We start from the raw sequence: 13,860 nt of genomic DNA, 5'->3' as shown, positions 1-13,860 counted from the left end.
GGATCCAGTTTATTTAAAGCAATCCTTGCTTTGACCCTGATGGTTTTAACTGCAAATAAGAAAGGGAAAATTGGATTTCCTCCTTAAATATAGATTACCCAACTGGGTAATCTATTCTTTTTCCGGATTAGTCAAGTTCGAATTCAGATGTCCTTTTTCTGTTTCAAAAAATCGTTTTCACCATATAGAGAGCCGTAATCCAAATGATGATTGCAGAGATTTTATTTAATATTCCAAGGAATTTGCCTGATGCATCAACCTTTTTCAGCACTCTTCCCGCAAGACATAATCCATGGAACCAGCACCATGACACAACGATGCATGTTCCCGTGAAAATCATTTTATCCGTTCCTGAATAAACAAGTGAGCTCGAACCGATTACCCCTATCGTATCTAAGATTGCATGTGGATTCAGTAGTGATACGGATAAGGCAAATACAATTTGTTTTTTGGTAGACATTTGCATAGTTTGATCTGACCGTGGGTTCGCTTTGGCAGACCAAATTTGTAAACCCATATACAATAAAAATATAACTCCGATTATAATTAATGTAAGACGCAACCATTCATATTCCATGACAATCAACGAAACACCTAAAATAGCTAACAGAATGAGTACTGTATCACAAATGGCAGCTGTGATCGTTGCAGGCAATGCCTTTTTTAAGGTCGGTTGGATTGCACCTTGATTAAAAATAAATACATTTTGCACTCCTAATGGCAGGATCAGCCCCAATGCCAATAATAATCCATGAAAAAATGGTCCCATACGAATACCTCCCCTCCATTCTCATTCAGTATAATGAAAAAAACAAAGGAATTGACCATCCATTTGGTTGGCTTTCAACCCAACCAATTTATAATGAATATAGAACATGAAAGGGGTCGTTTTCGTATGTTTATCGAATGGAGACCGAACCGGCAGTCCAACCAATCTCTTCACCAACAAATAGTAGATTGGATGCAACAACAAATTACACGAGGGGAATGGCCAGTTGCGACCAGGCTTCCATCACAACGCTCATTGGCCGATTCTTTTGGTGTGAACCGAAGTACCATCATTACAGCTATAGAAGAGTTGATTGCAGACGGACTATTAGAAACTAAGGTTGGGTCTGGCACATTCGTTTCTAATAACACATGGAATGTGCTCGTCTCCAGCAAACAGACCGACTGGAAAAACTATGTCCGGAATGGCCTTCATGAACCTAATTTAAAAACGATTCAGGACATTAATCAGTATGAAACAGACACTGCCATCATCAGATTAGGCACGGGCGAACTTTCTCCAACTCTATTGCCTACAAAAAAAATCGAAAAGACGTTGCAATCCACTTCTTTTGATACCCACTCATTAGGTTATTCTGAACCCAAGGGGGATAAAAGGCTTCGCCAATGTATAAGTGTTTATTTAGAAACAAAAGGGGTCAACACAAGCCCCAGCTCCCTCATGATCGTTTCTGGCGGGCTTCAAGCACTCCAATTGATTTCAGTTGGTTTACTTCAAAAGGGATCAATGGTTTTACATGAATCACCTTCCTATTTAAATTCTGTTCATCCTTTTCAATCTGCGGGCATGCACTTAATCGGCTTATCAAAACAAGGCCAAGAAAGTATTCCCACACAAATAAAGCGCATCAATGGAAGGAAGAAAGCGTCACTGCTTTATACTGTTCCAACGTTTAACAATCCAACCAATACTACATGGACAAAAGAGGAAAGACTAAACCTCTTATCCATATGCAAAAAAGAACAGATTCCGATTATTGAAGATGACGTATATAGTGACTTGTGGTTTGAAAAGGAACCGCCTCCACCTATAAAATCCCTTGATACAGATGGCCTTGTATTGCATATTGGCAGTATGTCCAAAACATTAAGCCCCGGATTGCGCATCGGATGGATTGCTGGTCCAATAACTGTGATTGAACGTTTAGCAGATATTAAAATGCAAATGGATTATGGGTCCAGTGCTCTTTCCCAACACCTTGTGGCAGAATGGTTAGCAAGTGATCAATATTCAAAGCATTTAGAGTGGCTAAGGCATGAGTTGATAGTACGTAGAGATTTTACATTAACTCTTCTCAATCAATATTTTAAGGGACTGGCTGAATGGCAGATACCTCAAGGCGGATTTTATATTTGGTTAAAATTATGTAAACCAATTGTGAATCCAAACCTTTTCAAGCAAGCGATAAAGGAGAACATACTCCTTAATCCGGGGTACATATATGAACCAAATAACAATACACATCTACGGCTTTCATATTCTTACGCCTCGGAGGAACAATTAGCTTATGGTATGCAAACCCTCTCAAAGATCATTCGGCGTTTGATTTAAATTCTTGAAGGATTCAGAAAGCTGACTCATCGTGTTGAAACATAAATGGAGCTGCCTGGCAGCCCCATTCTTATTGACTGAACAATCTACAGGCAGTGGTAAGGAATCTTCTCGAATTACTTTTCGAAAGTCACCTACCTTTCACTGCTTAACCTAAGAAAGTTAAAGAAGAGGATATCATGGAGTAGTGGCTTTCCTTTTTGCGGTCCAATCTTTCGGCCTGACTATGAAAAAAGAATGGTAATTTCCATGATTGATCATTATATGCTCTAGAATTGTAGTAAGCGCCTCTCCCTTATTCGGCTGATAATTCTCTGAAATTTCCTCAATGATGATTTTTTCTTGATGAGGGTCATATTTGATTGATGTTTTAGCAATACCCTTATCAAATAGCGAAAGGGCAACCTCCTTACAAAGCGGATAATCTTGATAGGCTAAATCTGTGCGGGGTACTTTTTCAAATGGAGAATTAACATGTTGAAGTGCATCAAAGAAACTAGGTTTTGTAATTGACAACTGGTCACTTGCTCTTTTTTCAAATTTAACGGTAATTCCACGACTATATACCTTTTTGTTCAAGCCCCTTTTATAATTCATAGATACCCTCCTATTTAGATGGTTCTTTATACCTAATTCCTTTGTCTTCTATTATATTCCTGCAAGAACCCGAAAATAAATATTTTCTCTCATAGATTTCGACATTAGCATGGTAAAAATGCCGTAAAGCTACTGAAAGCTTTTCGCAGGAATATTTGAAGTTTTATTAATTTTACGAACAAAAATACACGATCTACATCATTGCAAAACCTATATTTCTAAATTGGCAGTTGGAAGAAAAGCTGCTCAAACTTCACTTTTTAAAAATTTCATAGGTCTTAAATACATAACAACAGCCCCCTTTGGATAAGAGGGCTGCCTTTCGTTTATTTTTTGGCTTTTTGGATGTTGAATACTTTCTTCGATTCATTTCCAGCAAGATCGGTTACCTTAAATTCAAACCTATTGTTGCCTGGTTTAAGCGGTAGTTCCAAATCCTCTATCTTCTTCTTATAGGAACGCATTTTGTATGGTTCCTTGAATTCATTATAGAATACTTCGCTTCCGTTCAAATAAAGGCGGATCTCATCGAAATTATCCTCTACTGTCACGTCCACTTTTGGATTTGACCCTTTGACTCCCACAGTTGCTGGCACACCTTTAACCTTTAAACCTGGTTTTGTTGTATCAACCATAATCGTCCGCTTAAAGGAAACCGTATTATCCCATTTGTCTGTTGCTTTAACCGTAAAGCTTTGGACGCCATCCCCAAATTTCTTTTCAATAGAGAATTCATACTTATTCTTCGTTTTGTTATACGTTACAGGGACCTTTTTATTGTCGATTTTAAATTCCTTTATTTCCGACGCTTCTTCAATATCACCTGTTATTTTGATTTTATTTTTATTGTTCACGCTTAAGGCTTCAGGACTTTTAATCTTAACAGCTGGTGCATTATTATCGATTGGAGCAGAATCAGTGGCCAATTCGGTTTCAGCTACTTTTTCATTACCAGCGAAGTCAATTGCCACGACTTGTACCTTTTCCCCTTTTACATCAGGCAGAGTGAATTTTTTCGTATTCGCTGCAAGGGGCTCTTCAAGGATAGATGCACCATCAATTTGTACATCGTAATAGGCAAGTCCTGAACCATTTAAATTATCCTTACCTTGGATGGTTAACACCTTACCTATTTTCGATATCTTAACTGTCGGCTCTACCGTATCGATTTTGATAGGCATTTTAAACGTCTGCCATTTTGCACCCTCGTAATCTATCATCGCTTTGATTTCAAAATAATAGACTCCATCTTTAGCGAGTGCATTATTGATTTTACCGTCCCATTTACGCGCTGGATCAAGTGAGTATGCGGAACCTTTTCCACCATCATAATAGTCCTTACGCACATTATTCTCCGTGCGAAGTTTCCGGACTGATTTGTTTTCACCATTCAATATATTGAACTCTACCTTTTTCGCATTTCTCAAGAATGATAGGACCGGCACGAAGTCATCCTGTGCTCCATCGCCATTCGGGGAAATCGCAATATATTTGCTATTAAATGTTTTTCCTGCAGGGTCGTAGCCAAGATAAGTGAAATCCTTGCCTGCTGTCGAAACTCCTCCTGCCATGCCATAGAACGACTCTTTATCATATTTCGTTCCATCTAGGATCGGGGCCTTGTCCCATTCTCCTTTAAAACCTACATACGGAACATGGAGTTCTGGTTTAGTGTCAGTTGGATCCTTCAGTGTCACGAACCCTTCTACAAAATACCCATTTGGGAAGACCTTGTCAATGTCTACAAGAGTCTGAAGATCATCGCCAAGTACTTTTGCATTGGATATGTCCACTTTCACTTCAAATGTAACCGATTTTTTTGCAGGTACGGTAATCTTGTTTGTATTTTTATTATTGATTTTAATCGAAGCGTTCTGAATTTCCTGTGCCTCTAATTGGTTAGCGGAATAACCCAGTTGCCCCTGGATAGCATAGTCTGTTTGAATATTTCCTTTTACATCATATTTGACTGCTTTGTTACTGAAGTTTTCAACCTTCAAAGTAAAGGCAAACTTATTGCCAATTTCCTTCATAGCAACCTTCGCTTCTTTCGTGAATGCCTCCGTCACGACAGCTGGTGTGGACAAAGCAGATTGCAGCTGCATGACTCCTGCTCCTTGCCTGCGAGGCGAGTAAGGGTTTTCCCAGCCAAGAGCATTATTGACGACACCTTGATCCGTTAATGGCTTTGAAGTATTCATCATCAGGTTCTTAGCCAAATTCGCTCGCGCAAATCCATTTAGTTTAAATTCTTTATCCACTCTTTCAAGAACCAGTGCAGAACCCCCGGATACATGCGGTGCCGCCATCGAGGTACCACTCATCATGCCATACTCATCATTGTTCAATGTCGAGTAAATTTGTCCACCTGGAGCTGTGATTTCTGGTTTAAAATCCAGATTCGGTGCGACACCCCATGAACTGAATGAGCTCATTTTCCCTGCTTCGGGATTTACAGCTTTTGTTTTATCACCATTAAAGGTAACCTTCACCTTTTCCCCTTCAGTTATGGCCGTTTTCAACTTTATTCCATCCGATTTCAACATAAACAATTGCGGTATCGTGATGCTTGGATCTGTGGCCATAGAAATATACCCATCTGCATTGTTATAAATAATGACTCCTGCTGCTCCTGCTGCCTGAGCATTTTGGGCTTTTTCAATAAAAGAAAGCGTGCCGCGCTCAATAAGGGCAAACTTGCCTTTCACATCCACTTTCGAAAGCTCCCCTGGCGTCCCAAGACCTGCAGCAACCAAGTCATACGTTTTATCCTTTAGAGCATTGGGATGTACGCTTGAAGCCGACATGAACGGTGCTTTCCCTTCCTGCCCGTTAATATCATAAGTAGCCGCATCTAAATCCATGTAGTTATTCTCGACGGATGCTACTTGTACCGAATCATGGGCAAGTCCAGGTGAACCTGAAACGCCGATATCCGGGTTCGAGGCCGTTGGGTTTGCAAACCCATTTCCAAAATGAGCCGAATTCCCTGCTGAAATCGACATGAGTATCCCATTATTCACAGCTCTCGAAACCGCCTGCTGCTCAGGATCTTCAGCTGATACAAAACCTGCAGTAGATCCTAGGCTCATGTTCAGTACATCTGCCCCAAGAATAATTGCATCATCAATTGCCTTAATATAAATATCGCCCCATGTTGTCTGTATAGCAGGATCATTCCCGAATACCTTTAAAGCAAGTAACTGGGCTTCAGGAGCGACCCCTTTAATGCCGCCATTCTCTTCATCCCCGTTAGCTCCTGCGGTTCCGGCTACATGCATTCCATGCATCGAAGCCTCTTCACCAAGATCAAGGATTTCTTCATTTTCGTCCATGTAATTGTATCCATAAGGTACCTTCGCCGTATAATAGTTACCTAATAGATGGCTAGATTCTTTTATTCCACTAATTTCACTTTCAGTCAGTTCTGCCTTATTATCATCGCTTAAGACCATATCACGGTGAGATGGGTCGATTCCAGTATCGATAATACCAACGACCATTCCTTCCCCTTTATATCCATACTCCCGCCAAGCTTCCTGAGCCTGGACAAGTTCTTTACTATAAATCATATCTGGCTTTTCAACAGGACGTTCATATTCATTCGCTATATGTACTTCAGCAACTTCAGGCATGGCTTCCACCTTTTTAATTTCACCATATTGAAGCTCTGCACTGAAACCATTTACGACTGTCGTAAAGCTTTCAAGTTCCTTGAAGGCAATTTTTTTCTCTTTCACTTTATTTTTCACTTTTTTCTGGTTGGCCAACTTTTCGGCCTTTAATTGTTGCCTCTTATTTTTAGATAGCTCTTTAAAAAGTTTCCCTTCTTTCGAAGCTATTTCTATTGCCGGGGCTTCCTTCATCTCTACGATGACCCTGACCTTCTCATTACTTTTGTATTTCTTTTCCGTTTCGTTTTTCTTTAACTTTAAAATACTTTCCTGATTCTTCTTTCCAACGCTCGAACCGCCTGAAGGATCAGGGAGCTTGGCTGCGGAAACGGTTGCCGTAAATACTAATAGAAAGATTGCTAGAATGGACAAGCTACGTTTAATCAATGAACTTTTCCTCCTCTAAAATAATCAATTTTTGGAATTTTCTAACCAAGTATAAAAGTATCATAACCTTTGGGGTGATTTTAAGAGGTAATAGTCACTATTTTCCTATTTTCAACTAGTATTTTGTTATTATTTTTCATATTTTAATAGATTTGTAAGGAAAACGAAAAAAGATGGTGATTATAAAAGAATCACCACCTTTTAACAATTAGTTTTTCATTCTTGGATCCAATGCATCACGCAGTCCATCACCCATAAGGTTAAAGCCAAGGACAGTTAGCATAATCGCAAGGCCAGGAAACAGCACCGTCCATGGTGCCTGAATGATAAACGACCTCGAATCGGCAAGCATTTTCCCCCACTCTGGTGCCGGTGGTTGTGCACCGAGACCAAGGAACCCGAGTGCTGCACACTCTATGATGGCAGTGGCAATCGCCAAAGTACCTTGAACAATAATCGGTGCAAGGCTGTTCGGGAGTACGTGATGAAGTAGAATCCGGCCATCCCCCATTCCTATTGCCTTGGCAGCTGTTACATATTCCTCTTCTTTCACCGTTAAAACCCTCGAACGTAAAAGCCTGCCGAATATCGGGACATTGACGATGGCAATGGCAATAAGTGCATTGCGAAGTGAAGGCCCCAATACGGCTACTACGGCAATGGCAAGCAATATACTTGGAAACGCCAGAATAATGTCAAAAACCCTCGATATGATTGCATCTATCCACTTTCCGTAATACCCGGCGATAATTCCTAGAAAAGACCCGACCACGACTGACCCGGCCACAGATAAAAAGCCAATTCCTATTGATATACGCGAGCCATAGATGACCCTACTCAAAATGTCGCGCCCAAATTCATCCGTTCCAAACCAATGTTCTGAAGATGGAGACAGATGTTTATCACTAAGCTTCTGCCCCTCAAATGAATAAGGTGCAATAACCGGAGCAAAAATTGCGATTAAGATAAAAAATAAAACAATGCCCAGACCGACAAGGGCTATCTTATTTTTCTTAAAGCTTTTCCACCCTTCACTCCAGGGAGAGATGACTTTTTCCTCTGCCTCTTGGGGAGGAAGGATTGGCGATGTATTCGTTGCTATTTCAGGCATGAGTTTCCCTCCCTATTTATACTTAATCCTAGGATCAATCGCTGCATACAATAAATCCACAACTAGGTTAATCATGACAAACAAAAAGGCGATGATGAGGATTCCGGACTGAATGACCGGATAATCCCGGGAAAGAATTGCATCATAAATGTATGTACCGATACCTGGCCAACCAAATATGTTTTCCGTTAAAATTGCCCCACCTAAGAGTAACCCTGTTTGTAGGCCGATAACCGTAACCACTGGAATTAAAGCATTCTTCAAGGAGTGCTTATAAACAACCCAAAACATTCTCATTCCCTTGGCACGAGCCGTACGAATGAAATCCGATCTCATTACCTCTAGCATGGACGAGCGTGTCATCCTTGCAATAATCGCCATCGGAATGGTAGCAAGCGCGAGGCCCGGTAAAATTAAATGCTTAACCACTTCGCTAAATTGGTCAACTCTTCCAGCAATGAGGGTGTCTAATAAATACAGACCCGTTATTGCCTCAACAGGATCCCTGATATTATCCCGCCCTGTCGTAGGAAGTAAATCCCATTGAATCGAAATGATATATTGTTCCATTAGCCCAAGCCAGAATATCGGCATGGACAAACCAATCAATGCAATGACCATGGCTGCATAATCAAACCATGAGTTTTGGAACCATGCCGAAATAATACCGGCATTTACACCAATGACTACAGCTATAAGCATGGCAATCAAGGCTAACTCAATCGTCGCCATTAGATAAGGCCCAATTTCTTCAGATACCGGACTCTTTGTTTTTAAGGAAACACCCAGATCTCCTGTTAGCAGACCTGATAGATAATCCCAAAATTGAATAAACCAAGGTTTATCCAAACCGAGTTCCTTTGTCATTGCCGCAACTGCCTCTTTTGTTGCTTGCTGTCCTAAAATTACTTGTGCAGGATTTCCTGGAATCGCACGAATCATCATAAATACAATAAACGCCATTCCAAGTAATACTGGAATGAGGGATCCTAAACGCCGTACGGTGTAGGAAAACAAAACAATCACCCGCCTTTTTACAATAGGGTCCTTTACATTCACCCTCGATTATTTTGAAATGCATTCCATAACAAAACCGGGCAGCATGCATAAATCCATACTCCCCGATTCGTACGGTTAATTCTCTATAGACACGTTAACTAGAGATTGAGAACCGGTTGGATGCGGAACAAATCCTTTTATTGTCTTAGTTCCAGCAAGTTGTGGTAAAGAGTGTACAAGTGGAACCCATGGTGCTTCTTCATGAATGATTTCCTGTGCTTTTCCATATAACTCATTACGTTTAGCTTCATCTGCAGTAGATTGAGCTTCAATCAATAGTTCATGAACTTCTTTGTTTGCATAGCGAGCATAGTTATTTGATCCGATATTATCTTTATCCAATAATGTGTAAAGGAAGTTATCTGCATCTCCATTATCGCCTGTCCAACCTAGCATGAAAGATTGAGCTTCACCAGCCTGAACTTTCTCCAAGTATGCAGCCCATTCATACGAAACGATATTTGCTTCGATACCTACCTGTTTTAAGCTTGCTTGAATGGCTTCAGCTACTTTTTGACCATCTGGCATATATGGGCGTGGTACCGGCATTGCCCAAAGGTCCATTTTGAACCCATCTTCAAGTCCAGCCTTTTTAAGTAATTCCTTCGCTTTTTCTACATCGTAGTCATAGTCTTCAATGTTGTCATTGTAGCCAGAAACAGATGGCGGCATTGGATTCTTAGCAGGCTCAGCTGTGCCTTCGTAAAAGTTATCAATGATTTCTTTTTTGTTAATTAGGTGTGAGATGGCTTGGCGTACTTCCTTTTTGTCGAATGGTGCTTTTTCAACATTGAATGCAAAGTAGCCGACATTCATGGATGGGCGTTCGAATATTTGCAGTTTGTCATCTCCTGTTACTTTACTAATATCACTTGGGTTTAACCCGTCCATTAGATCAACTTCACCTTTGATTACAGCATTTAAACGAGCAGAGTTATCTTTAATGACTTTAAACGTGATTCCATCAAGCTTTGGCAGTCCATCTTGCCAATAGTCATCGTTTTTCACCACTTCAATCGTATCGCCTGGTTTCCATGATTTGAATTTGAAAGGACCGGTTCCAGACGGATTCTTACCGAAATTATCAGCATCTTTTTCAAAACCAGTTGGACTTGCTATTGCAAATGTAGGCATCGCAATATTTTTCAAGAATGGTGCCTGCGGACGATTTAACGTAAATTCCACTGTATTAGCATCAATAGCTTTTACCTCTTTGATAACATGGCCTTCATCACCTTCAAAGCCGCCGAACATAGAGGCATAGTATGCAAATTTAGCTTCATCTTTACTTTGTGCCCAACGCTGAAAGTTTTTAACAACTGCTTCTGCATTGAAATCCGAGCCATCATGGAACTTAATGCCGGTTTTCAATTTGAATGTATATGTCTTTGAGTCATCGGAAACTTTCCATGATTCTGCAAGACCTGGCTTTATTTCCGTATTATCTTCTCCGTATTTCACAAGAGTTTCAAAAACCTGCTGTGTGACGATGAATGATTCACCATCCGTTACGATTGCGGGATCTAGTGAAACTGCATCGCCGCCTTTACCATAAATTAATACGCCGCCTTTTGCTTCACTTGATCCCCCTTTATCATCGTCTTTCTCTTTTGTTGTAGATGAGGAACATCCTGCAAGTACAAGTGAAAGCGCCAGGATTGTAGTTAGCAATAAAGCCAATGTCTTCTTCATATTCTTCCCCCTTTATTTGTTTGAGAATTTATGTATACGTCGTGTCAATTGTATAAATGACAAGCAACGTAGTGACCGGGTTTATGCTCATGCAAGACGGGTTTTACTGTTTTACACTCTACCATGGCCTGCGGGCATCTCGTGTGGAAGGGGCAACCGCTTGGCGGGTTAGATGGGCTTGGAACATCTCCCTGCAGGACTACTCTATCTCCCTTGTATTCCACATCTGGAATTGGCACAGCAGATAATAAAGCCTGAGTATATGGATGAAGGGGGTCTACGTAGAGTTCTTCACTTTCCGTCAATTCAACGATATGACCAAGATACATAACACCGACGCGGTCCGAGATATGCCGAACTACACCAAGATCATGGGCAATGAATAAGTAAGTCAAATCAAATTCCTTCTGTAAATCTTGTAAAAGATTCAATACTTGCGCTTGAATCGACACATCGAGTGCAGAGACTGGCTCATCAGCAATAATCAACTTAGGGTTAACTGCTAGTGCCCTGGCGATGCCAATACGTTGCCGCTGGCCACCACTGAATTGATGCGGGTACCTTTTTGCATGGTAACTGCTTAAACCAACAACCTTAAGGAGCTCCTTCACACGGTCTTTACGTTCTTTTTTATCTTTTACACCGTGAACGATAAGTGGTTCTTCCAATATCCTTCCAACAGTATGTCTAGGGTTAAGGGAAGCGAATGGGTCCTGAAAGACCATTTGCATTTCCCGACGCATTTTTCTCATTTCACGGGAAGTTAAAGCCGTTAAGTCTTTTCCTTCGAAATAAACATTACCTTCACTCGGCTCAAGCAATCGGAGCAGTAACCTGCCAGTTGTCGATTTCCCGCAACCGCTTTCACCAACAAGACCTAAGGTTTCCCCTTTGTAAATCGAAAATGTTAAACCGTCAACGGCCTTGACCTCCCCGACTGTCTTCCCAAGAATACCTCCTTTGATTTGGAAATGCTTCTTCAGGTTTTCCACCTTAACTAACGGTTGATTCATGCAATGCTGCTCCTTTCTGATCTTCATACAACCAGCAGCGTACATACTGCCCAGCCTCAAATTCTAGAAGTGACGGAGTCTCACTTAGACATTGTTCCATAGCATGAATGCAGCGAGGGGCAAACTGGCAGCCCAGGTTGCCTGTCCCTGGTTTTGGAACATGACCAGGTATCGAATAAAGCCGCTCTTTTTTTAGACGCATATCAGGAATTGATTGTAGCAAACCGACCGTATATGGATGTTTCGGGTTTTGAAAAATCGTTTGCACATTTCCTTCTTCAATTACCTTCCCTGCATACATGACAAGGACACGCTCACACATTTGCGCCACTACACCAAGGTCGTGGGTAATCATCATGATCGCCGTATCAGTCTGTTTATTTAAATTTTTCATTAACTCTAAAATTTGTGCTTGGATCGTCACGTCCAAAGCAGTAGTCGGTTCATCTGCGATGAGGAGTTGTGGCTCGCAAATCATTGCCATTGCAATCATGACCCTCTGTCTCATCCCTCCTGAAAGTTGATGCGGATATTCATTGATCAGTTCTTCAGCACGTCCAAGACCAACAAGCTTCAACATTTCCACCGCTCTTTGACGAGCCTGCTTTTTATTCCATTTTCTATGTATCCGAAGAGTCTCAACCAATTGCTCCCCAATTGTAAAAACAGGATTCAAGCTTGTCATCGGTTCCTGAAAAATCATCGCAATGTCATTTCCACGAATCTTTCTCATTTTCGCTTCAGGTGCATTGGCAATATTAACCCCTTTAAAAAGGATTTCTCCCTCTACCTTTCCAGCAGGCGCTGGTACTAGTCCCATAATAGATAAAGAAGTTACGCTTTTTCCACAGCCTGATTCTCCAACAATCCCCAATACTTCGCCCGGATTGATATGAAAATCGATGGAATTCACAACTGGAATTTCCCCATCATCTGTACGAAAACTCGTTCGTAGCCCGTTCACTTCAATAATTGGCCCGCTCATTACATCACTTCCTATACATGACTATTTTACCAACTTAATATTATTTTGTTTATTATTGCATCAAATTCAAAAATTTACAATATATTTTCTAAAAATTCTAATTTACCAGAATAATAAATTTATTTTGTTGCGCATATTTATTTCATAAAAAAATGACTGCTATTTGGCAGTCATTCAATAAGAGGGAATCATGTATTTGATTCATTTAGAGGGAAACGGAGATACGTGCGAGGAAAAAGCCAAATTGGCTTTGGGGAATTAAGAGGAGTAAATGGGTCTTAATCTTCTGTTGATGAAATAGACGCCTGGTTCAAGAGCTGAAATTCACTTTAGACTATAAACCAATATGCTCAAAATCCTTTGGCTTAACATCATTTTGTTTTGATCCAATGAATTGAACTTTCTCGGCAACAACTTCGGTGACATATACGTTTTTACCTTCTTGGTTTTCGTATCTCCTCGTTTGAATTCTGCCGGTAATGCCAATTAAGGCCCCTTTTTTGCAATACTGAGCGGTATTTTCAGCTGTCTTTTTCCATATGATACACTGTACAAAGTCCGCCTCATAATCGCCTACTGTATTACGAAAGTTACGATTGACAGCTAACGTAATATTGGAAACCGCCTTGCCATCCGGTGTGTATCTTAATTCGGGGTCCTTCGTCAATCTCCCAACAAGGGTAATTTGGTTGATCATCGTTTCACTCCTTTCTCTTTAATATGCTTTTATCATAATGAATCTTTCATCAGATGGAAAATCGACAAAATAATCTGTATCCACCTATTTTCTTCTTAAAAACCCGATTTGTATTTATCTAAAATTCAATTTTAGCGATGAAAAGTAAGTAAAAAACAAAAAGAATACAAATTTAAATTTTTTGCGAATTTTTATTGTATCGTTCATAATTTAGAAAATTGTTGGGTTTTCATTTCATTAAGGTACTGTTTTTTAGTATGATATAATTACCTTTAAAAGGATTTACAGTTATAAACTATCGCGA

General features: G+C 40.4%; 10 protein-coding genes. 1 reads left to right on the top strand and 9 read right to left on the bottom strand.

Annotated elements, in window-relative coordinates:
- Window positions 1–163: 163 nt before the first annotated feature.
- Window positions 164–769: a LysE/ArgO family amino acid transporter gene (locus ACQKMR_RS00400; RefSeq protein ID WP_427695496.1), complete on the bottom strand. Its 606-nt coding sequence runs from the start codon at window positions 767–769 to the stop codon at window positions 164–166.
- A gap of 126 nt (window positions 770–895) precedes the next feature.
- On the opposite strand from ACQKMR_RS00400, the gene ACQKMR_RS00395 reads away from it, so the two are divergent.
- Entirely contained in the window at window positions 896–2,341 is a 1,446-nt protein-coding gene (locus tag ACQKMR_RS00395) for a PLP-dependent aminotransferase family protein (protein WP_427695495.1), read from the top strand.
- A gap of 177 nt (window positions 2,342–2,518) precedes the next feature.
- Here ACQKMR_RS00395 and ACQKMR_RS00390 read toward each other — a convergent pair whose 3' ends face one another.
- From ACQKMR_RS00390 to ssb, 8 genes are all read right to left on the bottom strand, one after another.
- A complete protein-coding gene (locus ACQKMR_RS00390) occupies window positions 2,519–2,938 on the bottom strand; it encodes a hypothetical protein (protein WP_427695494.1) in 420 nt (139 codons plus the stop codon).
- 326 nt (window positions 2,939–3,264) lie between these two features.
- Window positions 3,265–6,999: a S8 family serine peptidase gene (locus ACQKMR_RS00385; protein WP_427695493.1), complete on the bottom strand. Its 3,735-nt coding sequence runs from the start codon at window positions 6,997–6,999 to the stop codon at window positions 3,265–3,267.
- A gap of 208 nt (window positions 7,000–7,207) precedes the next feature.
- Window positions 7,208–8,110: an ABC transporter permease gene (locus tag ACQKMR_RS00380; protein ID WP_427695492.1), complete on the bottom strand. Its 903-nt coding sequence runs from the start codon at window positions 8,108–8,110 to the stop codon at window positions 7,208–7,210.
- A gap of 12 nt (window positions 8,111–8,122) precedes the next feature.
- Window positions 8,123–9,127 (bottom strand): ABC transporter permease, encoded by a 1,005-nt coding sequence (locus tag ACQKMR_RS00375; protein WP_427695491.1) that lies wholly within the window; start codon window positions 9,125–9,127, stop codon window positions 8,123–8,125.
- A 117-nt stretch (window positions 9,128–9,244) separates the two neighbouring features.
- Entirely contained in the window at window positions 9,245–10,861 is a 1,617-nt protein-coding gene (locus ACQKMR_RS00370) for an ABC transporter substrate-binding protein (RefSeq protein WP_427695490.1), read from the bottom strand.
- Between the two features lie 44 nt (window positions 10,862–10,905).
- Window positions 10,906–11,874: an ABC transporter ATP-binding protein gene (locus tag ACQKMR_RS00365; protein WP_427695489.1), complete on the bottom strand. Its 969-nt coding sequence runs from the start codon at window positions 11,872–11,874 to the stop codon at window positions 10,906–10,908.
- A complete protein-coding gene (locus ACQKMR_RS00360; RefSeq protein ID WP_427695488.1) occupies window positions 11,855–12,859 on the bottom strand; it encodes an ABC transporter ATP-binding protein in 1,005 nt (334 codons plus the stop codon). The genes ACQKMR_RS00365 and ACQKMR_RS00360 overlap by 20 nt, the downstream gene beginning before the upstream one ends.
- A 334-nt stretch (window positions 12,860–13,193) precedes the next feature.
- Window positions 13,194–13,556 (bottom strand): single-stranded DNA-binding protein, encoded by a 363-nt coding sequence (gene ssb, locus ACQKMR_RS00355; RefSeq protein WP_427695487.1) that lies wholly within the window; start codon window positions 13,554–13,556, stop codon window positions 13,194–13,196.
- Window positions 13,557–13,860: the final 304 nt, after the last annotated feature.

This window comes from Peribacillus sp. NPDC096540 (genome assembly GCF_050278525.1).
GTDB lineage: Bacteria > Bacillota > Bacilli > Bacillales > DSM-1321 > Peribacillus.
Note: the sequence above shows the minus strand (reverse complement) of the source record. Positions and strands in the feature narration are given on the sequence as shown.